19 protein-coding genes are annotated in these 21,196 nt (G+C 71.8%); 5 read left to right on the top strand and 14 right to left on the bottom strand.

The features are described 5' to 3' along the window. Positions 1-20: 20 nt before the first annotated feature. The 4 genes from mdlC to VGD70_RS17780 all read right to left on the bottom strand — a co-directional run bounded on the left by mdlC (position 21) and on the right by VGD70_RS17780 (position 5,063). On the bottom strand, positions 21-1,598 hold the full coding sequence (gene mdlC, locus VGD70_RS17795; protein WP_331082637.1) for a benzoylformate decarboxylase: 1,578 nt from the start codon (positions 1,596-1,598) through the stop codon (positions 21-23). 260 nt (positions 1,599-1,858) lie between these two features. Continuing rightward, a complete protein-coding gene (locus tag VGD70_RS17790) occupies positions 1,859-3,079 on the bottom strand; it encodes an acyl-CoA dehydrogenase family protein (RefSeq protein WP_331082635.1) in 1,221 nt (406 codons plus the stop codon). A gap of 69 nt (positions 3,080-3,148) precedes the next feature. Continuing rightward, entirely contained in the window at positions 3,149-4,042 is an 894-nt protein-coding gene (locus tag VGD70_RS17785) for an LppU/SCO3897 family protein (protein WP_331082633.1), read from the bottom strand. 124 nt (positions 4,043-4,166) lie between these two features. Further along, positions 4,167-5,063 carry an LppU/SCO3897 family protein gene (locus VGD70_RS17780; protein WP_331082631.1) on the bottom strand — a complete coding sequence of 299 codons (897 nt, stop codon included), beginning with the start codon at positions 5,061-5,063 and terminating at the stop codon, positions 4,167-4,169. Positions 5,064-5,094: 31 nt separating this feature from the next. Between VGD70_RS17780 and VGD70_RS17775 the strand changes: the two genes are divergently transcribed. Beyond that, on the top strand, positions 5,095-6,759 hold the full coding sequence (locus VGD70_RS17775) for a DNA repair helicase XPB (RefSeq protein ID WP_331082629.1): 1,665 nt from the start codon (positions 5,095-5,097) through the stop codon (positions 6,757-6,759). Positions 6,760-6,933: 174 nt separating this feature from the next. On the opposite strand, the gene VGD70_RS17770 is transcribed toward VGD70_RS17775, so the two are convergent. From VGD70_RS17770 to VGD70_RS17740, 7 genes are all read right to left on the bottom strand, one after another. Further along, complete coding sequence (locus tag VGD70_RS17770) at positions 6,934-7,362, bottom strand: PPOX class F420-dependent oxidoreductase (protein ID WP_331082627.1); 429 nt, start codon at positions 7,360-7,362, stop codon at positions 6,934-6,936. Then, positions 7,362-8,174 (bottom strand): serine hydrolase domain-containing protein, encoded by an 813-nt coding sequence (locus tag VGD70_RS17765; RefSeq protein WP_331082625.1) that lies wholly within the window; start codon positions 8,172-8,174, stop codon positions 7,362-7,364. The genes VGD70_RS17770 and VGD70_RS17765 overlap by 1 nt, the downstream gene beginning before the upstream one ends. Before the next feature lie 10 nt (positions 8,175-8,184). Further along, the gene (locus VGD70_RS17760) at positions 8,185-9,336 is read right to left on the bottom strand and encodes a CapA family protein (protein WP_414637987.1); all 1,152 of its coding nucleotides are present in this window, start codon (positions 9,334-9,336) and stop codon (positions 8,185-8,187) included. A 37-nt stretch (positions 9,337-9,373) separates the two neighbouring features. Continuing rightward, on the bottom strand, positions 9,374-10,123 hold the full coding sequence (locus tag VGD70_RS17755; RefSeq protein ID WP_331082622.1) for an SRPBCC family protein: 750 nt from the start codon (positions 10,121-10,123) through the stop codon (positions 9,374-9,376). 72 nt (positions 10,124-10,195) lie between these two features. Next, entirely contained in the window at positions 10,196-11,050 is an 855-nt protein-coding gene (locus VGD70_RS17750) for a xanthine dehydrogenase family protein subunit M (protein WP_331082620.1), read from the bottom strand. After that, a complete protein-coding gene (locus tag VGD70_RS17745) occupies positions 11,047-13,500 on the bottom strand; it encodes a xanthine dehydrogenase family protein molybdopterin-binding subunit (protein ID WP_331082618.1) in 2,454 nt (817 codons plus the stop codon). The genes VGD70_RS17750 and VGD70_RS17745 overlap by 4 nt, the downstream gene beginning before the upstream one ends. A gap of 1 nt (position 13,501) precedes the next feature. After that, positions 13,502-14,026 carry a (2Fe-2S)-binding protein gene (locus VGD70_RS17740; protein ID WP_331082616.1) on the bottom strand — a complete coding sequence of 175 codons (525 nt, stop codon included), beginning with the start codon at positions 14,024-14,026 and terminating at the stop codon, positions 13,502-13,504. 152 nt (positions 14,027-14,178) lie between these two features. On the opposite strand from VGD70_RS17740, the gene VGD70_RS17735 reads away from it, so the two are divergent. Beyond that, on the top strand, positions 14,179-14,751 hold the full coding sequence (locus VGD70_RS17735; RefSeq protein WP_331082614.1) for a dihydrofolate reductase family protein: 573 nt from the start codon (positions 14,179-14,181) through the stop codon (positions 14,749-14,751). Between the two features lie 29 nt (positions 14,752-14,780). Continuing rightward, positions 14,781-15,743, top strand: coding sequence for an EamA family transporter RarD (rarD, locus tag VGD70_RS17730; RefSeq protein ID WP_331082612.1), 963 nt, complete (start codon positions 14,781-14,783; stop codon positions 15,741-15,743). Here rarD and VGD70_RS17725 read toward each other — a convergent pair. Both VGD70_RS17725 and VGD70_RS17720 read right to left on the bottom strand, forming a co-directional pair. Beyond that, positions 15,740-16,858 carry an XdhC/CoxI family protein gene (locus VGD70_RS17725; RefSeq protein WP_331082609.1) on the bottom strand — a complete coding sequence of 373 codons (1,119 nt, stop codon included), beginning with the start codon at positions 16,856-16,858 and terminating at the stop codon, positions 15,740-15,742. The genes rarD and VGD70_RS17725 overlap by 4 nt on opposite strands. Continuing rightward, a complete protein-coding gene (locus VGD70_RS17720) occupies positions 16,851-17,972 on the bottom strand; it encodes a vWA domain-containing protein (protein ID WP_331082607.1) in 1,122 nt (373 codons plus the stop codon). The genes VGD70_RS17725 and VGD70_RS17720 overlap by 8 nt, the downstream gene beginning before the upstream one ends. Positions 17,973-18,033: 61 nt before the next feature. On the opposite strand from VGD70_RS17720, the gene VGD70_RS17715 reads away from it, so the two are divergent. Further along, positions 18,034-18,981, top strand: a complete 948-nt coding sequence (locus VGD70_RS17715; RefSeq protein WP_331082605.1) for a hypothetical protein — start codon at positions 18,034-18,036, stop codon at positions 18,979-18,981. A gap of 1,002 nt (positions 18,982-19,983) precedes the next feature. Here the strand turns inward: VGD70_RS17715 and VGD70_RS17710 are convergent. Continuing rightward, the gene (locus VGD70_RS17710; RefSeq protein WP_331082603.1) at positions 19,984-20,880 is read right to left on the bottom strand and encodes a MoxR family ATPase; all 897 of its coding nucleotides are present in this window, start codon (positions 20,878-20,880) and stop codon (positions 19,984-19,986) included. Positions 20,881-20,983: 103 nt separating this feature from the next. Here VGD70_RS17710 and VGD70_RS17705 point away from each other — a divergent pair, with 103 nt between their 5' ends. Continuing rightward, a complete protein-coding gene (locus tag VGD70_RS17705) occupies positions 20,984-21,196 on the top strand; it encodes a PspC domain-containing protein (protein WP_331082601.1) in 213 nt (70 codons plus the stop codon).

The following is a 21,196-nucleotide window of genomic DNA, read 5'->3' as shown; positions in this document are numbered from 1 at the left end:
GCGCCTCGTTCGACGCCGGGTCAGTAGAGAACGGTCGGGTTCGGGTCCACGTGGACGTGCACCACGGTCGGCCGGTCGTCGGCGAGGGCGCTGGTCAGCGCCGCCTTCAGCTCGTGCGGGTGCTCGACCCGGTGGGTGTGGCAGCCCATGCCGGCCGCGAGCGCGGAGAAGTCGATGCCGCCCAGCTCGACGCCGGGCATCTTGCCGTTCTCCGGTCCCGCCAGGATGTCCACGGCCGCGTACTGGGCGTTGTCCACGATCACGAACGTGACCGGCAGGTGCTCGCGGGCCGCGGTCCACAACGCCTGGATCGAGTACATGCTCGACCCGTCACCCAGCACCGCCACCACCTTGCGATGCGGCGCGCCCAGCGCGGCCCCGACCGCGGCCGGCAGGCCGTAGCCCAGCGCGCCGCCGCCGGTGCTCAGCAGACCCGTGCGGGTGGCCCGCACCGGCAGGTACTCCCGGCGCACCAGCAGGTGGCTCGGGATCTCCTCCACCAGCAGCACGTCCTCGGGCAGCTCGTCGGCAATCGTCGCGAAGACCCACTCGGCCGTGATCGGCGTCGACTCCGGCGGTCGCGGCCGGCGGGTGCGGCCCGCGGGGACCGGGCGCGCCGGCTCGGCCACCGAGTCGGCCAGGGCGCGAACCGCGGCCCGCACGCCGGACCGGATGCCGACGCCCTCGCGGGCCCTCGCCAGCACCTGCTCGTCGTCGCTGACCAGGAACAACGCCGGCAACGTGAGGTCGGACGAGCCGCGGTAGACGTGGTAGAGGAACACCGGCGCGCCGAGCACGACCACGAGGTCGTGGCCCTGCAGTGCCTCGACCGTGCCGCGCTCCTCCGGCGGCAGGAAGCCCAGGAACTGCGGGTGGTCCTCGGGGAAGGAGCTGCGCCACGACATCGGGCTCGCCCACACCCCGGCCCTGGCCCGCTCGGCCAGCTCGACCACGTCGGGGATCGCGCCCTCGGCGTCCACCCCCGGGCCCACCACGAGCGCCGGGTTGGTGGCGGCGTCCAGCGCGGACACGAGCGCCGCCAGCGCCATCGGATCCGGGCCGAAGCCGGGGATCGCCGGGCGCTCGGGGTACGGGTCGGTCTCGGCGTCCCAGTCGTCGGCCGGGACCGACACGAACACCGGCCCGAACGGCGGCTGGGTCGCGACGTGGTACGCCCGCGCCAGCGCGGCCGGGACGTCCTGGGCCCGCGCGGGCTCGACGGCCCACTTCACGTACGGGCGCGGGAAGTTGGTCGCGTCGAGCGCGCCCAGGAACGGCTCGCCCGGCAGGAGCGAACGCACCTGCTGACCGGCCAGCACGATCATCGGGGTGTTGTTGCGGTACGCGGTGAACACGTGGCCGAGCCCGTGCCCGACCCCGCCGGCCGAGTGCAGGTTGACCAGCACCGCGCGGCCGCTTGCGTGCGCGTACCCGTCCGCCATCGCGACGACGACCGACTCCTGCAGGCCGAGCACGTACCGGAAGTCCTCGGGAAAGTCACGCAGGAAACCGATCTCCGTGGTCCCGGGGTTGCCGAAGATCGTGGTGAGCCCGAGCGACCGCATGAGGTCCCGGGTGACCTCTCGTACTGTGTTCATGGTTCGCGCCGCTCCTGCGCTACTCGCCGTCTTCCCTCGTCACGTGCCCTGTGTCTGATGGTTCGCTTCGCTCACAGTGTTGGATGGTTCGCTTCGCTCCTGCGCTACTCGCCGTCTTCCCTCCTCCCGTGCTCGGCGCTGACGCGCCTGCGCGCGCTCGTCAGTCCAGACGGCGAACGCTCCGGCGCTCCCGCTCACGGGTCCAGACGGCGAACGCTCCGGCGCTCCCGCTCACGGTCCAGACGGCGAACGCTCCGTCGCTACCGCTCACGTGCCCGGCTTTCGGGGCCGGTTTCGGCGAAGCCGATGACCGGGGCGATCTCCACCCCCAGCGCGCTCGCGCCGATGATCTTGCGGGCGGCCTGGTTGCTCATCGGCATGAAGGTGCCCGCCTGGGCGTCGCGCCACATTCGTTCGTACGGCAGCTTGCGGGAGAAGCTCGCGCCGCCCAGCACGTCGACCAGCCTGCGCAGCACGAGCGTCGCGTTGTTGCTGGCCACGTACTTCACCAGGGCGCAGCGGGCGATGCCCTCCTGCACGCCGAGGTCGAACAGCCGGCGCGAGGCGACCTCCTCGGCGTGCCGGTAGTTCAGCGCCCGCGAGCTCTCCACGAGGATCTCGCACTCGCCGATCGTGTCCTGCACCAAGGGATCCGCGCCCTTGCCGCGGGCCGCGAGCTGGGTGACCGTCCAGTCCAGCGCGCCGGCCGCGATGCCGGTGTACACCGCCGCGAACGCGCCCATCGCCCACGACCACACGGTCTCGAACACCCGCGCGTCGAGGTGGCCGACGGGCAGCGAGTGCACGACGTCCTCGTCGGCGACGAACACGTCCTCGTACACCACGTCGTTGCTCTGGGTGCCACGCATGCCCATCGTGTCCCAGGTCTGGTGGATCGTGACCCCGGGATCGGTCAGCGCCACCCGGCACAGCAGCAGCCGCGGGCCGCCCTCGGCCTCCTCGTAGCGGGCCGTCGTGGAGCAGTGGGTGGCCACCGCGGTGTTGGTGGCGTAGGCCTTGCGGCCGGTGAGCCGGAAGCCGCCGTCGACCTTGACCGCGGCGGTCTTCGCGTCGGTCATGTCGTTGCGCATGCCCGGCTCGCTGGTGACCGAGGCCCAGATCAGCTTGTCCTCCGCGGCCTGGGTGAGCAGGTCCGCGAGCCGCGGGTTCCGGGTACGCCGCCAGACGCCGGCCCACTGGCCGATCGGCGAGATGTGCATCGCCACGGCGAGGGCGGTCGAGCCGTCCCCCATGGCGAGCCGCTCCAGGACCGGCACCAGCTCCTCCAGCGAGGCGCCCTGGCCGCCCAGCTCGGTGGGGACGGTGAGCCGCAGGAAGCCCGCGGCACGCAGGTCGTCGTAGTTCTCGCGGGGGAACGTGTTGTCCCGATCGTGTTCCGGGGCGCGTTCGGCGAACGTGTCCGCGAGCTTCCCGGCGATGTCGACGAGCTCTTGCTGACGTGGGGTGAGACAGCGGTTCACCCGATCAAGCTACCTCACGGAAAGCGTGTTCCCGCCCGAGTCGTCGCCCGGGCGGGAACACGAGTGGAGCTATCCGGCGTTGGCCCCCGCCGCCACCCGGCAGATGGTCTGCTTGGGATCGGAGTAGACGAGCGCGTTGGGCGCGTCCGCCGGTCCGCAGTCCTCCGCCTTGCCCGTGTTGGTCACCTTGGACACCTTGTAGTCCGCCGTGGCGCAGTCGGCCCGGAGGTCCTGCTGGGTGTCCTCCTTGAAGCAGTCGCCCACCTTGCCGTTGAGGGTGAGGCAGAGCTTGAAGCCGCCCTGCTCGGTGTACTCGACATAGTCACCGGCGGGGCACTTGTCGCCGTCGCTCTCCTTCTTGACGCCGACCTTGTACACCGCCTCCTTGGTGGTGCAGTCGATCTTCTCGACGTCGGCGTTGGTGGAGCTGGCGTTGTTGACCTTGATGCAGTCGCCGACCTCGGCGGTGGACGCGGACTTGGTCTGCGAGTAGATCACCGCGGCGATGATGCCCGCGACGATGACCAGGCCGATGACGATCTTGATGGTCCTGCCGCCGCTCTTCTTGGGCGCGGGCGCGGCGGGCGGCGTGGCCACCGGGAAGCCGGCGGGCGGCTGCGGGCCACCCGGCGAGCCGTACGGCTGGCCACCGGGCGGCGTCTGCGGACCGGGCCCACCGGGGCCGCCAGGCCTGTCGGGGCCGGGGCCACCCGGGCCACCGCCGGGCGGGCCGTACGGGCCACCGCCGGGACCGCCCCCAGGCGGACCGTACGGCTGACCGCCGGGCGGGCCGTAGGGCTGGCCACCGGGCGGGGTCTGCGGCGGCCGGCCGCCGGGCTGACCGTAGGGGCCACCGGGCTGACCGTAGGGGCCGCCCTGCTGCGGGCCCCCCTGCGGCTGGCCGTATGGGCCGGACGGCGGGTAGTTGGGGTTGTTCATGAGCACCTCGCGGATTCTGGTCACCGACCAGATGAAGAGAGTCCTGTTCGGAGAGCAGCAATGTACGCGGTAGCACCGACCGCTGTGGGCGGAACCCGACGAACCGCACCGAACGAACACCGTCCGTCATCGGCCGGTCGCGCAGACATCAACCGACCGGGGCTCTGCACACCACCAACGGGGGTTCCGCGTACGTCAGTGCGTTGTCCGCGTTGGCACCGCACTGGCTGGGATCGGCGCTGCCCTCGTGGATCGCGGGCACGGAGTAGCTCGCGTCCGGCGACGAGCAGTCGACCCGCTTGTCCTCCTGCGAGCTCTCGTTGAAGCACTCGCCCTGCTTGGCGTTGAGCACGAGGCAGAGCTTGAAGCTGCCCGTCTCGGTGTACTCGACGTAGTCGCCCTGGGGACAGCTCTCGCTGTCGCTCTCCTTCTTCACGCCCACCTTGTAGACGGCGAGCGGGTCGGCGCAGTCGATGGTCTCGACGTCCGCGTTGGTGGCGCTGGCGTTGTTGACCTTGATGCAGTCGCCCACCGCGGCGTCGGTGACCGCGCCCGGCCCGACCGGGGTGTCCTCTGTGGTCTGCTGGGCCGGCCCGGACTCGCCGGTCGCCGGGGCCGACCGGCCGGTGGTGTTCTTGCCGCTCGCGTTGCTCGGCGTGTTGTCGCCGCGGGTCAGCAGGTACACGCCCGCGCCGGCGCCGATCAGCACGAGCACGGCGACGACCACGATGATGATCGTCGTCCTGTTGCCCTTGGGCGGTTCGGGCGGTTCGTACTGGCCGAACCCGCCGCCGGGCTGCTGGCCGTATGGTTGGCCGTAGGAATGCTGCTGGCCGTACGGTTGTTGTGGCTGGCCGTAGGGCTGCTGTCCGCTGCCGTAGGACGGTTGCCCGCCGCCGTAGGGCTGGGCCGGCTGCTGGCCGTACCCGCCGGGCTGCTCGCCGTATCTGCCCGGCTGACCCTGACCCGGCTGCTGCTGGCCGTAGGGGTTGGGCTGTTGCCCGTAGGGTCCTGGCTGTGACGACCGGTACGGCGGCGTTGTCATGACGGCAATCTAGACGAGGAGACCGCGAGACGTGACCGATGGCCCGCTGATCGTGCAGTCCGACAAGACATTGCTGCTCGAGGTCGGTCACCCGAGCTCGAACGACGCGCGGATGGCCGTCGCGCCGTTCGCGGAGCTCGAGCGCGCGCCGGAGCACGTGCACACCTACCGGGTCACGCCGCTCGCGCTGTGGAACGCCCGTGCCGCAGGGCATGACGCCGAGCAGGTCGTCGACGCGCTCACCCGGTTCTCGCGCTATCCCGTGCCGCAGCCGCTGTTGATCGACATCGTCGACACGATGGGCCGGTTCGGCCGGTTGCAGCTGCAGAACCACCCCGCGCACGGGCTCACCATGTCCACCACCGATCGCGCCGTGCTCGAGGAAGTGTTGCGGCACAAGAAGATCGGCCCCATGCTCGGCGACCGGGTCGATGACGACACGGTGATCGTGCACCCCAGCGAGCGCGGGCGGCTCAAGCAGGCGCTGCTGAAGGTCGGCTGGCCGGCCGAGGACCTCGCCGGGTACGTCGACGGTGAGCACCACCCCATCTCGCTGCACGAGGAGGGCTGGCACCTGCGCGACTACCAGCGCCAGGCGGCGGACACGTTCTGGGCCGGCGGGTCCGGCGTGGTCGTCCTCCCCTGCGGGGCCGGCAAGACCCTCGTCGGCGCGGCCGCGATGGCGATGGCGCAGGCCACCACGCTCATTCTCGTCACCAACACGGTCGCGGGCCGGCAGTGGAAGCGCGAGCTGGTCGCCCGGACGTCGCTCACCGAGGACGAGATCGGCGAATACTCCGGCGAGCGCAAGGAGATCCGTCCCGTCACCATCGCCACGTACCAGGTGATGACCCGCAAGTCCAAGGGTGAGTACCGGCACCTGGAGCTGTTCGACTCCCGCGACTGGGGCCTCGTGGTCTACGACGAGGTGCACCTGCTGCCCGCCCCGGTGTTCCGGATGACCGCTGACCTCCAGTCCCGGCGCCGGCTCGGTCTCACGGCCACCCTGGTGCGCGAGGACGGCCGCGAGGGTGATGTCTTCTCGTTGATCGGCCCGAAGCGCTACGACGTCCCGTGGCGCGACATCGAGGCGCAGGGCTGGATCGCGCCCGCGGAGTGCATCGAGGTACGCGTCACCCTCACCGACGCCGAGCGGCTGTCGTACGCCACCGCGGAGCCGGAGGAGCGGTACAAGCTGTGCTCCACGGTCGAGACGAAGATGCCGGTGGTGCGCCAGATTCTCGATCGCCATCCCGACGAGCCCACCCTGGTGATCGGCGCGTACCTGGACCAGCTCGAGGAGCTGGGCGAGGCCCTGGAGGCCCCGGTCATCCAGGGCTCGACCCGCAACGCGGAACGCGAGCGGCTGTTCGACCTCTTCCGTCGCGGCGAGCTGCGGGTGCTGGTGGTGTCGAAGGTGGCCAACTTCTCGATCGACCTGCCGGAGGCGACGGTCGCGGTGCAGGTGTCCGGGACGTTCGGGTCACGCCAGGAGGAGGCCCAGCGCCTGGGCAGACTGCTGCGCCCCAAGGAGGACGGCCGGCAGGCCCACTTTTACTCGGTCGTCTCCCGCGACACCCTGGACACGGACTACGCCGCCCACCGGCAGCGCTTCCTGGCCGAGCAGGGCTACGCGTACACGATCCGAGACGCGGACGACTTCCTGGGCCCGGCACTTCCGGAGGTCACGGGCTAGTCCGCCTCCCCGGGATTAACAGTGTGCGTTGCGTTCCAGCGAATAGTGCGGGTATCGAGGTGGATGGTGGCTGGGTGCCGTCACGGTCCCCTGAGGTTCCGGTGGTCGGCGCAGGACTTCACACGATGATCTACGAGACAGGCCTTAGACCGCCGTTGCTCCGGACGCTGCCGCTCAGGAGGCGATGTCGGCCGCGGCGACGACCGACGTGATCGTGCCGATGACGAGAAGCTCCTCGGGCACGGCGTTGCGCCGCCCGAACTCCTCCCCCCGCTCCGGCCCCATGTACCGAGCCCCGATCCGGGTGGCCCAGGCAAGCTTCGCGGCCGCGTCGTCGGACAGCGAAGCACGGGCGTGGAACACGACGTAGGAGAACGGCGGCCGCTCGTCGTCGACACACAGGGAGAACCGAGGGTCCCGCCGCAAAGCCTTCCCCTTGACGGTGTCGGCCCCGGTGGTGAAGACGATCCGGTCGGCGGAGTCGATGACGAACCAGACGGGCGCGACATGCGGCGACCCGTCCGCCCGGACCGTGGCGAGCTTCCCCGTTCGGGTGCCCTGCAGCGCAAAGGCCAGCCACTCCGCACGCGACATGCGACGCATCAGGCGACCTCCGCCAGCACGGCGTCGGTGAACTCGGGCCAGGCGTCCACGGCCCACTGGCCGAACGCCCGATCGGTGAGCACCACGCAGGACAGCCGCGCCTCGGGGTCCACCCAGACAAACGTGCCGGACTGGCCGAAGTGACCGAACGTGCGCGACGAGCTGTTCTTGCCCGTCCAATGTGGACTCTTATGGTCGCGCAGCTCGAAGCCCAGACCCCAGTCGTTGTTCTTCTGGTAGCCGAAGCCCGGCAGGACCCCGCCCAGGCCCGGGAACGCCACCGTCGTCGCCTCGGCGAGGGTGTCCGGCGAGAGCAGCGTCGGTGCCTGCAGCTCCGCGGCGAACAGCGCCAGGTCGTCGCATGTGGACACCGCGCCCGCGCCCGCGGTGCCGGCCAGCCGGGACGACGTCATGCCCAGCGGCCCCAGCACGGCCTCGGTGAGGTACTCGGCGAAGGGGATCCCGGACGCCTCGTGCACGGTGTCGGCGAGGACCTCGAACCCGGGGTTGGAGTACAGCCTGCGGGTGCCGGGCCGCGCGACGACCTTGTGCTCGTCGAACGCCAGGCCGGACGTGTGCGCGATCAGGTGCCGCACCGTGGAGCCCTCCGGCCCGGCCGGCTGGTCCCACTCGACCGCGCCCTCCTCGACCGCGATGAGCGTGGCGTACGCGGTGAGCAGCTTGGTCACCGACGCCAGCTTGAACTCCCGCGCCATCGAACCCTGACCGGCCAGCACCGAGCCGTCGGCACCGACGACCGCCGCGGCCGCGTTGTCCACCGGCCAGCCGGCCACCGCACGCACACTCTCCATGGCTTTGAACTTACTCACCGGGCCGGCGCAGGCCCTCCTCGGCAGCACCCAGCGAGCGCACCACCTGGTCGGTCCTGGCGAGCGCCTCGGCCCGGCGCGCGGAGTCGACGTCGGAGGGGGCGGTGAGGTCGCGCAACCGGATCGGCGGGCCCAGGTCGACCAGCGTCGGCAGGTACTCGGCGCGGTCGACGGTCCAGCCGGACGCCCCGCGGACGAACCGGAAGCGGGCCATCACGCCCTCCTCCGTCGTGCCGCGCGGCGTCTCGTGCCGGGCCACCTGGTTGCCGAGCCCGTACGCGACCCACTTGCCGTTGATCTTCTCGAACGGCTGCACGACGTGCGCGTGGTGCCCGACGATCAGGTCCACCGCCGGGTCGGCGAGCACCTGCGCGGCGATGGCGCGCTGCTCCGCGGTCGGCTCGTGCTGGTTCTCGATCCCCCAGTGCAGGCTCGCGATCACCACCTCGGCCCCCGCCTTGCGGGCCGCCCGCGCGGCCTCGAGCACGCGCGGGACGTCGATCACGTTGCCCATCCACGGCGCCGGCGCCTCGGCGCCCCGGTTGAACCCGAAGGTGAACGACACCTGGCCGACCTTCACGCCCGCGACATCGAGCACGAGCGGGGTGGCCGCCTCGGCCTCGGTGCGGGCCGAGCCGGTGTGGCGGATGCCGACGCCGTCGAGCGCGTCCAACGTCGTCGTCACGCCCGCGGCACCGTGGTCGAAGGTGTGGTTCGATGCCGTCGAGCACGTGTCGTAGCCGGTCTGGTCGAGCGCGGTCGCGACCTCGGGCGGCGCGGAGAACAGCGGGTAGCCCTCGAACGGCCCGTTCTTGCCGGCGAGCGGGACCTCGAGATGGCAGACGGCGAGGTCGGCGGTCTCGACGGCCGGGCGGACCCCGGCGAACAGGTCGGTGAAGTCCCGCTTGCCACCGCCGTCCGCGGTGGCCTGCCCGGTCAGCGCCGGGTGGATCAGCACGTCGCCGGTGGCCAGCACGGTGAACGCCTGCTCGGCCGGGGCCTGCGTGCGCGACGGCGTGACCGTCTGGCCGCTGACCTGCGGCGGCACGGGCTCCGGGACCCCGACCCCACCCGGCTTCGCGCAGCCCGTGACCAGCGCGGTGATACCGCATAAGACCACCAGCCACCGGCGCACCCGCGACATCCTTCCCTGACGCCGGGGTGTGTTCAAGACCCGAAAGTCAGCCCCTTCGCCGACGCAACGAGATCAGGACCAGCAAAGCGACGACCGCTGCCACCAGCGGCACGACCCGCTTGAGCACCGACGGGCCCGCGAAGGCCAGGAGATCGATCGGCTCGGACTCCGGCTGCGGCTCCACCGCGGCGAGCTTGGGCTTGGCCGCCGGCTTGCTCGCGGGCTTGCTCGCCTTGGCCGTTGCCGCGCCGGCCTTCGCACCGGCAGCGACCGCCTCGGCCTTGTCGGACTCCACGACGGAGAGCTTGGGCGAGTCGGCGGCAGGCGCCTCCTCGGCCGGTTCGCTCGCCTGCTCCGGCCCGAGCTTGTCGGCCAGGCACGCCGCGAACGAGTCGAGGATCTTGCCGCCGACCTCGGAGATCAGCCCGCGGCCGAACTGCGCGGGCTTTCCCGTGATCGACAGGTCGGTGTCGACCGAGCCCGCGGTGGCCTCCCCCTCGGCCCGCAGCGTGACGGTGACCGTGGCCGACGCCGTGCCGTTGCCGCGGGTGTCCTTGCCGGAGGCCTTGATGACGACCTTGCGGGACGCCTCGTCCTTCTCCAGGAACTCGCCGGATCCCTTGTACTGCAGCGAGATCGGGCCGACCTTGACCTTCACCGTGCCCTTGAAGGCGTCGCCGTCGACCTCGCTGAGGCTGGCGCCGGGCATGCACGGCGCGACCCGCTCGGGGTCCAGCACCGCCGCCCACACGGTGTCCAGGTCCGCCGGCACGACGAACGAGTGCTCGAGCTTCACGACAAGCCCTCCCTCAGGGAAGTCCAAGGCCCCGGGCGACGGGACTCCGTCGCCCGGGGCCGTGTGTCCAGACTAGGCGCCGACAGCCGCCGATACCGCGCGAGAGGTGAGCACCCTCGCGAGGTGCTGGCGGAACTCGGCGTCGGCGTTGCCGTCGGCCGTGGGGCTGGTGCCCTCCGCCGCGTGCTGGGCCGCCGCGTTGATCGCCTCGGCCGTGGCCGGCTGCCCGACCAGCGCCCGCTCGACCGCGGTGGCCCGGACCGGGGTCGCGGCCATGTTCGTCAGCCCGACCCTGGCCTCGGCGATCGAGCCGCCCTCGACGCGCACCGCGGCCGCCACCGCGACGATCGACCACGCCTGGGCCACCCGGTTGAACTTCTCGTAGTGCGCCGTCCAGCCGGTCTTCTTCGGCACCCGCACCTCGACCAGGATCTCGCCGGGGCGCAGCGAGGTGGTGAAGAAGTCGGTGAAGAAGTCGGCCGCGGCGACCGTGCGCCGACCGTCCATTCCGGACACGACCAGCTCGGCGTCCAGCGCGAGCGCCGGAGCCAGCAGGTCGCCGGCCGGGTCGGCGTGCGCGAGTGAGCCGCCGAACGTGCCGCGGTGGCGCACCTGCGGGTCGGCCACCGTGTTGGTCGCCTCGGCCAGCAGCGCGGCGTGCTCGGCGACCAGCGGGTCGCGCTGCACGTCGTAGTGCGTGGTCATGGCGCCGATGACGATGCTGTCGCCGTCCTCGCGGATGCCGCGCAGCTCCGCGACCTTGCCCAGGTCGATGAGCTTGGAGGGCGCCGCGAGGCGCATCCGCAGCACCGGCAGCAGGCTCTGGCCGCCGGCGATCACCTTGGCGTCCTCACCCGCCTCGGCCAGCGCCCGGACCGCGTCGTCCACAGTGGTCGGTGCGACGTAGTCGAAAGCGGCGGGGATCACTGGGCACCTCCGGAGGTGTCGATCGAACCGAGGCCGCCGCCGGCCTCACTCCCGAGCCCACCGGCGTCGGTCCGGCCGGTGCGGATGGCCTGCCACACGCGCATGGGCGTGCACGGCATCTGGATGTCGGACACCCCGAGGTGGCGCACCGCGTCCACGACGGCGTTGACCACGGCCGGGGTCGAGGCGATCGTGCCGGCCTCGCCGACACCCTTGACACCCAACACGTTCGACGTCGCCGGCGTCTCGGTCCGGTCGGTGACGAACTTCGGCAGGTCCGCCGCCGACGGCACGAGGTAGTCGGCGAGCGTGCCCGTGGTGAGCGTGCCCGACTCGTCGTGCACGGCCTCCTCGAACAGCGCCTGCGCGATGCCCTGGGCGAGCCCGCCGTGCACCTGGCCCTCGACGATCAGCGGGTTGACCACCCGGCCGATGTCGTCGACGCAGACGTACGAGCGGATGGTGACCCGGCCCGTCTCGGTGTCCACCTCGGTGGCGCACAGGTGGGTGCCGTGCGGGAAGGAGAAGTTCTCGGGGTCGAACGTGGCCTCGGAGTCGAGGTTCGGCTCCACGCCGTCGGGCAGGTCGTGCGCGGCGAACACGGCCAGCGCGATGTCCTGGATGGACACCGACTTGGCCCCGGACGCCTCGGTGCCCGCGCCCTTGACCCGGAACGAGCCCGCCGCGAACTCGACGTCGGCCTCGTTGGCCTCGAGCATGTGCGCGGCGATCTTCACGGCCTTGGCCTTCACCTTGTCCGCGGCCTGCACCACCGCCATCGCGCCGACGGTCAGCGAGCGCGAGCCGTAGGTGTCCATGCCCTTGTGCGAGGACTGGGTGTCGCCGTGCAGGACCTCGACGTCTTCGAACGGCACGCCCAGCTGGTCGGCCACGATCTGGCTCCACGCCGTCTCGTGGCCCTGGCCGTGCGGCGAGGAGCCGGTGACGACCTCGACCTTGCCGGTGGGCAGCATGCGGATCGCCGCGTGCTCCCAGCCGCCGGCCGCGTAGGACAGCGAGCCCAGTACCCGCGACGGCGCGAGGCCGCACATCTCGGTGAACGTCGAGATGCCGAGGCCCAGCTGGACCTTGTCCCCGCGCTCGCGGCGCTCGGCCTGCTCGGCGCGCAGCGCGTCGTACCCGAACAGCTCCTTGGCCTTGTCGGTGGCCGCCTCGTAGTTGCCCGAGTCGTAGGTGAGGCCGGCGACCGTGGTGAACGGGAACTCCTCGTGCTTGATCCAGTTCCGCTCGCGGATCTCCATCGGGTCCACGCCGATCTCGGCGGCCAGCTCGTCCATCAGCCGCTCGATGGCGAAGGTGGCCTCCGGGCGGCCGGCGCCGCGGTAGGCGTCGGTCGGCACCTTGTTCGTGAAGACGTTGGTGCACACGAACCGGTAGGCCGGGAACTTGTAGATCGCGTTGAACATGAACGCGCCGAGGATCGGCACGCCCGGGGTGACCAGCCGCAGGTACGCGCCCATGTCGGCGAGGAGCTCGACCTTGAGGCCGGTGACCGTGCCGTCGCGGCGCGCGGACAGGGTGAGCTTCTGGATCTGGTCGCGGCCGTGGTGGGCCGAGAGCAGGCTCTCGCTGCGCGACTCGGTGTACTTCACCGGCTTGCCGATCCGCCGCGCCACCAGGAAGGTCAGGATCTCCTCCGGCGTGACCTGCAGCTTGCCGCCGAACCCGCCGCCGACGTCCGGCGCGATCACCCGGACCTTGTGCTCCGGCACGGACAGCGTCATCGCGAGCATGACCCGCAGGATGTGCGGGACCTGGGTGGAGGACCACATGGTGAACTGCTCGCCGGTCGGGTCGACGACCACCGAGCGGGGCTCCATGAACGCCGGGATCAGCCGCTGCTGGCGGAAGGTCCGCTCGATCAGCACCTCGGCCCCGGCGATGGCCTGCTCGACGTCGCCGCCCGAGCCGGCCTCGCCGGAGTCGAAGATCCAGGTGGCGCTGGAGTTGGTGCCGAGGTCCTCGTGGACGAGGTCGGCGCCGTCCTCGACGGCGGCCGCCATGTCGAGCACCACGGGCAGCTCGGCGTAGTCGATGTCGATGGACTCGAGCGCGTCGGCGGCCTCGTAGGCGCTGCGCGCGACCACGATGGCCACCGCCTCACCCGCGAAGTTGACCTTGTCCACGGCGATCGACGGGGCGCTCGGGGACTTCATGTCCGCGGTGATCGGCCACGCGCACGGCAGGCTGCCCTGCTCGTCGGCGAGGTCGGCGCCGGTCACGACGGCGAGCACGCCGGGCATGTCCTTCGCCGCGGACACGTCGACGTTGGTGATCCGGGCGTGCGCGAAGGGGCTGCGCAGGATCGCCATGTGCACGAGGCCCGGCAGGGTGAGGTTGTCGGTCCAGCGGGTGCGGCCGGTGATGAGCCGCGCGTCCTCCTTGCGCTTGCGGGCCTTGCCGACCTCGGGCTCGATGGTGGCTGTCATGTCAGTTGCCGCCTCCCACCACGCCGCTGGTCTTGCTGACCTGCTCGGCCTCGGGGCCGGCGCCGCCGCTCATGTGGCTCGCGGCGTCGCGCACCGCGCGGACGATGTTCTGGTAGCCAGTGCAGCGGCAGAGGTTGCCCTCGAGGCCCTCGCGCACGGCCTGCTCGTCCGGGTCCGGGTTGTCGGCGAGGAGGTCGATCGACTGCATGATCATCCCCGGCGTGCAGAAACCGCACTGCAGGGCGTGGTTGGCATGGAAGGCCTGCTGGACGGGGTGGAGCTGGCCGTCGCGGGCGAGCCCCTCGATCGTGGTGACCTCGCACCCGTCGGCCTGCACGGCCAGCACGGAACACGACTTCACGCTGTGCCCGTCGAGATGCACGGTGCACGCACCGCAGTTGCTGGTGTCGCAGCCGACGACCGTGCCGACCTTCCCCAGCCGTTCGCGCAGATGGTGCACGAGCAGCTGGCGTGGTTCGACATCGTCGGTGTACTTGGTTCCGTCAACGGTCACGGTGATGCGCATGGGGCCTCCAATACGACACAGACGGCCTCGGCTGGTCGGTTCGGGACGTGCGTGAGCTGACTCACAGCCCTCGAGCCTGCCCCCGCCGGAGCGATCGGACAAGTCCAGGCGTGGAAAAGTGGATCTGTGCGCGAAATCGGAGGGGAGCGCCCATGCGGAAGCTGACGTACCTGGTCGCCATGTCGGTCGACGGGTTCATCGCCGGCCCGGGCGGCGAGTTCGACATGTACCCCACACCCGAGCCCTACCTGCGGTATCTGTGCGACGAGTACCCGGAGACGCTGCCCACGCACGCGCGGCCGCACCTGGGCATCGCCGACGCGCCGAACAAGCACTTCGACACGGTCATCCAGGGGCGGGTGGCCTACCAGCCGGCGCTCGACCTCGGGGTCACCAGCCCGTACGCGCACCTGCGCCAGCTGGTGGTCTCGACGACGCTGTCCGCCGCCGACCCGGCCGTGGAGGTCGTCTCCGGCGACCCGGTGGCCCGGGTCCGCGAGCTCAAGGCCGAGGACGGGCTGGACATCTACCTCGCCGGCGGCGCCCGGCTGGCCGGCACGCTGAAGGCCGAGATCGACGAGGTGATCGTCAAGCTGTACCCGATCATCATCGGCACGGGCGTGCCGATGATGTCGGGTGAGTTCGACGTGGCCGCGCTGGAGCGGACGGGCGATGTCACCACGTTCGACAGCGGGCATGTGATCCTCCGCTACATCCGCGCGTAGGGTCGTTCGCAGCGCTTACGATCGACTACGTGGTCTCCTCCGTCGCTGGTCAGCGGGCTGATACGGACAATTTTCCCGAGTACCGGCGCGGCGTCGTGCTCGGCGCGACCGCGTACGGGCTGTGGGGCCTGTTCCCGCTGTACTGGACGCTGCTCGGCTCGGCCGGCGCGTTGGAGACGCTCGCGCACCGGATGGTGTGGTCGCTGGTCGTCATGGTCGGCGTGCTGTGGTGGCTGGGCCGGCGGCGGGGCACCGGCTTCGCACCCGTCCGCGCGGTGCTGGCGTCGCGCCGCAAGCTGGGGCTCCTCGCCGTCGCGGCGGTGCTGATCGCGTTCAACTGGGGCGCCTACATCTGGGGCGTGAACCACGGGCGGGTGGTCGAGACGGCGCTCGGGTACTTCACCGGGCCGCTGGTGTCGGTGCTGATCGGCGTGCTGCTGCTGGGCGAGAAGCTGCGGACCTGGCAGTGGGTGGCGGTCGGGCTCGGCGCGGTCGCCGTGGTGGTGCTCGCGATCGGGTACGGGCAGGTGCCGTGGGTGGCGCTGATCCTGGCGTTCAGCTTCTCGACGTACGGCCTGGTGAAGAAGCTCGCCGGGGTCGACGCCTTCGAGTCGGTGGCGATCGAGGCCGGCATCACGCTCGTCCCCGCCCTCGCCTACCTCTGCCTCCTCGAGGCGTCGGGGTCGGGGACGTTCTTCTCCCTCGGCGTCGGGCACGCGCTGCTGCTGGTCGGCGGCGGGGTCGTGTCCACGTTCCCGCTGCTCGCCTTCGGCGGCGCGGCGGTGCGGATCCCGCTGTCGATGATCGGGCTGCTGCAGTACCTCGCGCCGGTCCTGCAGTTCGCGTTCGGCGTGCTGGTGTTCCACGAGCAGATGCCGCCGGAGCGCTGGCTGGGCTTCGCGATCGTGTGGCTGGGCCTGGTCGTGCTGACGACCGACGGCATGCGCCGGTCACGCACCCCGCGCGCGCTGGAACCGCCGCGGCCGGCCTAGGTGTCGCGGTGGATGCGGCCGCTCGCCTCGGTGAGCCTGCTGCCCACGCCGCCCCAGCGCAGGGAGATGATCTCCGCCGCGATCGACACCGCCGTCTCCTCCGGGGTGCGCGCGCCCAGGTCGAGCCCGATCGGCGAGGACAGCCGGGCCAGCTCCTCGTCCGACAGGCCGGCCTCGCGCAGCCGCGCCATCCGGTCGTCGTGCGTGCGCCGGGAGCCCATCGCGCCCACGTAGCCCACGTCGGCACGCAACGCGACCTCCAGCACCGGCACGTCGAACTTCGGGTCGTGGGTGAGCACCGCGATCACGGTCCGCCGGTCGATCCGGCCGGCCTCCACCTCGGCGGCCAGGTACCGGTGCGGCCAGTTGACCACCACCTCGTCGGCCTCCGGGAACCGGCTCTTCGTCGCGAACACCGGGCGCGCGTCGCACACGGTGACCCGGTAGCCGAGGAACGAGCCGAGCCGGGCCATCGCGGCGGCGAAGTCGATCGCGCCGAACACCAGCAGGCGCGGCGGCGGCTCGAACGAGCTGACGAACACCGACATGCCCTCGCCGCGCCGCTCGCCCTCGACGCCGTAGTGGAGCGTGCCGGTCCGCCCGCTGGCGAGCATGCCGCGCGCGTCGTCGGCGACCGCGTCGTTGATCCGGGTGGTGCCCAGGTCGCCGACGGTCCGCTCGGGCCACACCACGAGCCGCCGCCCGATCCGTTCCGGCGAGGGGTGCGCGACGACCGTCGCCAGCGCGACCGGATCCTCGCTCTGGATCGACTTCGCGAGGTCGACGAACTCCGGGAAGTCGGCCGCGGAGATCCGCTCGGTGTAGATGTCGATGATCCCGCCGCAGGTGAGCCCGACCGCGAACGCGTCGTCGTCGCTGACGCCGTAGCGCTGCAGCACCGGCTCGCCGTCGTCGAGGACCTGCTGGCCCAGCTCGTAGACCGCGCCCTCGACACACCCGCCCGACACGCTGCCGGACACCGTCCCGTCCGACGCGACCAGCATGGCCGCCCCCGGCGCGCGGGGCGCCGAGGAGAACGTGGCCACGACCGTCCCGAGCGCGGTCGTCTCACCGGCCGAGTACCGGCGCATCAGCTCGTCCAGCACGTCACGCACGGCGAACCTCCATCAGTAGTTCCTCGAGCGTGGCCAGGCTGTGCCCGGCCAGCAGCAGATCCAGGTGCGGCAGGGCCGCGGCGATGCCGGACTGCACCGGCGCGTACCCGTCCCGGCCGGCGTGCGGGTTGACCCACAGCACCGCGTGCGCGAGCCGGCGCAGCCGGGCCAGCTGCTCGCCCAGCAGCGACGCGTCGCCGCGCTCCCAGCCGTCGGAGAACAGCACGACGACCGCCCGCCGGGCCAGCCCCCGCTGGCCCCACCGGTCGAGGAACGCGCGCAGCGTCTCGCCGAGCCGGGTGCCGCCGGCGAAGTCGGGCACCGCACGCGACGCCGCGGACAGCGCCTCCTGCGGGTCGCGGGCCCGCAGCTGGCGCGACAGCCTGGTGAGCCGGGTGCCGACGGTGAACACCTCGGTGGTGGCCGGCGCCGCCCGGGTCAGCGCGTGCGCGAACCGCAGCAGCGCGTCGGCGTAGGGGGTCATCGAGCCGGACACGTCGACGAGCAGCACGACCCGGCGCGGCCGCCGCCCGCGTCCCCGGTAGGCCAGCCGGATCGGCTCGCCCCCCGCGGCCCGCATCGCCCGCAGCACCTTGGCGACGTCGAGCCGGCCGGACTTCATGGGGCGAAGGCGCATCGACCGGCGCCGCGGCGGGTCGAGCCGCAGGGTGGCGATGAGCTCGCGCAGGTGCTCGCGCTCGGCGGCGGTGAGCGCGGAGATGTCCCGGTGCCGCAGCACCTCGGTGTCGCTGGCCGCGACCTTCAGGTCCTCGTCCGCGGGCTCCGGGGACGAGCCGTTGCCGGCGACGTCGGTGAGCGCGGCCATCGTGGCCTGGCGCGGCTTGGGCGGCATCGACGACCGGCGCCGGCGCGGCTGCGTGGCGGTGAACCAGGCGGCGAACGCGTCGTCGTAACGAGGCAGGTCGTCGGGCTCGGCGCACAGGGTCAGCCGGCCCGCCCAGTACAGCTGGTCCGGATCGGCGATGTCCACGGCCCGCACGGCCCCGAGGTAGGCCTGCACCCGCTGCGCGTCGGCCGGCAGCCCCGCCTCGCGCAGCGCGGCGGCGAACCCGACCAGACCCGGCAGTGGGTCGAGCTTGTCGGACAACGGCATCCTCCTATTGTTACTTGTTCAACCCGCTAGTTTCAGGGTTACTTCCCACGACGGATCTCGGATGCCGGACCACGCGACGCTCACCGACGAACTCAAGCGCCTCCGCAAGGGCCGCGGCGTGAACTCTGCCAACATCACCGAGCGGGCCGGGCCCGCGCTGCGGCGGCTGTGCGGCATCGGCCCGGACGACCCGCCGGCCGCCGTGCGCGACCGGCTCGTCACCACGCTGCGGGATCTCTCCGGCCGGCTGCCGGACGACCTGCGGCTGGCCCTGCTGGCCGCGCTCGGCCTGCACCAGGACACCACCCACCCGCGGCTCGGCGAGCGGCTGGAGTGGCTCGCCGCCCGGCTGGCGAGGGACTCGCGGACCGCGCGGCGGCGCGCCGACCAGGCCTGCGAGCTGCTGGCCGAGGTCGTCGACGGTTTGCCCGACGAGCCGGCCGAGCCCGGCGACGGCTGGTACGTGCGGCGGTTCAGCGCGCTGGTGCGGCTGGACGGACAGGCGCCGGAGGTCACCGAGACGCGGACGATCGTCGCCACCCGGGACGGGATCGGCGAGCTGGAGACCGAGTTCAGCCTGCCCCGGCATCCGGCCGACCGGCGGCCGACGCACGACCTCGGCGTGTCGATGCTCTACGGCGGGCGGCTGGTGCGGCGGGAGCGGCGCTCGGAGAGCCACTTCGAGTTCACCGTCGAGCTGCCGGCGGAGCTCGCGATCGGGCAGGACCACGAGTACGCGTTGCGGCTGCGGGTGCCGGCGGGACAACCGGTGCGACCGCACTACCTGTTCGTGCCGTACCGCCGGTGCGACGCGTTCGAGCTGCGGTTGCGGTTCGACCCGCTGCGGCTGCCGCGGACGCTGTGGCGGGTGACCGACAGCCCGCTGCGGGTGGTCGACGACGGTCAGCCGAGTGGCGAGCTGCTCAGTCCCGATGCCGCCGGGGAAATCCACCAGGTATTCCCCGAGCCGCGCCAGGGATTCGCCTACGGGGTGCAATGGAAAGGCTGAAAAAGAGTGGGCCGGCCGGTTCCGAGCACCGGCCGGCGGTCCCTACCCCCAGTCATCTCACGCAGTGGCCGACACCAACGACAGCAACCACGTCACCAGGTCCCCGAACCGGTGCGACTCCATGACCCGTCCTCTCCTACCGGCTGCCCAGGCGCCCCATCCGGCACCTGGGTCGACGGCGGGCGGTTCGGTTGGGAGTCCGGTGTGGACATCGCTGCCGAGCTGAGCCACATTCCGGCGACGAACCCCACGACCAGGCAGAACACCGCCAGCTTGAGCGCGAACGACATCGGCAGGTAAGTCTGCACGCTCTTGCCCCCCTTCGTCCCCGACCACCTCGACAATTCGAGAGTCACATGGGGGTGGCAATTGTTCTGCGTCACCTGACACACAGGGATTGAATTGTGGGTGTCGTCCTGTCCGTCGATCTCGACAAGGAAGCAGCCTTACCGGTGGGCGCGGCGCCGACCATAGCGGAGCAAGGAATTCACCCTTTCCGCCCACTCGGGTCGGCCATGGACCGGACATTTGGCCAAATTATAGCCAACAAAGGCGGGTGATCAAAACGATATGAATTGCCCGCGATGTGTCTCGCAATAATGCCCGCGGCCGCGACGGTGGTCCCGAGACCGTCGCCGGGAAGCGAGCCTGACCTGACGCCGGCCGGGTCGCGGCCGGCGTCAGGCGGGGGCTCCCCGCCGCGACCATGGCCAGGTAGCGGAGCCGGGCGCGGGTGCCGGAAGGTGGCTCGAGGAGCCGCCCGCTTCGGAGCTGAAGGGACGGCTCCGGCGACCGGATGGCAGCCGCCGCGGGCGGGGCACCGCGACAGGCCCGCGCAGCCGCGACGGCCGCATCCGGTTGGGGACACCGGACTACCGCAGGCTCCCCCTGAGTGCGGTGTTCACGATGTCCTCCTGTGGTCGGCGCGCCGGGACCAACTATGCGCCAAGCCCTCGCGTGACCGCGACCGATTTTCCCCGCGCCGCGGCCGCTTTCTCGCGGTCAGCCGGCGAGGATCTGGTCCAGGCCCGCGGCCACCACGCGTTGCGCGTCCTCGCGGTACTTGAGCACCGCGCCCAGCGTCGCGGCGGCAGCGGCGGCGTCGAGCTCCGACCTGCCCAGGGCCGCCAGCGCCTCCGCCCAGTCGATCGACTCCGCGACCCCCGGGGGCTTCAGCAGCTCGAGCTCACGCAGCCGCCGGACCGCGCTCGCCACCTGGGTGGCCAGCTGCGCGGACAACCCGGGCAGCCGGCGGCGCAGGATCGCCACCTCGCGGGCCAGCGCCGGGTGCTCGAGCCAGTGGTAGAGGCAGCGCCGCTTCAACGCGTCGTGCACCTCGCGCGTGCGGTTCGAGGTCAGGATCACCAGCGGCGGGACCGTGGCCCGCACCTCGCCCAGCTCCGGCACGGTCACCGCGTTCTCGCCCAGCACCTCGAGCAGGAACGCCTCGAACTCGTCGTCGGCGCGGTCGACCTCGTCGATCAGCAGCACGCACGGCGACTCCTCCAGCGCCCGCAACAACGGCCGGGCCAGCAGGAAGCGCCGCGAGTACAGCGAGCGCTCCGCGACCTCGGAGTCCAGCTCGCCGTGCGAGGCGGCCTCCAGCGCGCGCAGGTGCAGCAGCTGGCGGGGGAAGTCCCAGTCGTAGAGCGCCTGGGTGAAGTCGATGCCCTCGTGGCACTGCAGCTTGATCAGCTGCACGTCGAGCGCCTCGGCCAGGGCCGCGGCCAGCGACGTCTTGCCGGTGCCCGGCTCGCCCTCGCAGAACAGCGGTCTGCCCAGCCGCAGCGCGAGGAACGCCGCCGTCGACACCCCCTCGTCCGCCAGGTAACCGACCCGGTCGAGCGAGTCGGCCAGCCCCTCCGGGGAGTCCACCGGCGCCCACGACGTATTCACCACGCCTGCGACTGTAGTTGTCCCGGGCCTACCCCGACCCGGGATCCGGGTCCGACCAGGGTTAGTCCCCGATGCCGGGCGCCCGCCGGCGAGCGAGGCTGGAGCCATGTACGACACAGAGACCCAGACCGCACCCGTCCGCAAGCTCCGCCGCAGCCGCTCCGACCGCATGGTCGCCGGGGTGTGCGGGGGCGTGGCCGAGATGTTCGGCATCGACGCCGCGCTCGTCCGCATCATCCTGGTCGCGGCCACCCTGCTCGGCTTCGGCACCGGCGCCGTCCTCTACCTGATCGCCTGGCTGGTCGTCCCCGAGGCCTGA

This window comes from Actinophytocola sp. (assembly GCF_036402745.1).
In the GTDB taxonomy this organism is placed as follows: Bacteria; Actinomycetota; Actinomycetes; order Mycobacteriales; family Pseudonocardiaceae; genus Actinophytocola.
This window is presented reverse-complemented; position numbering and strand designations above follow the sequence as displayed.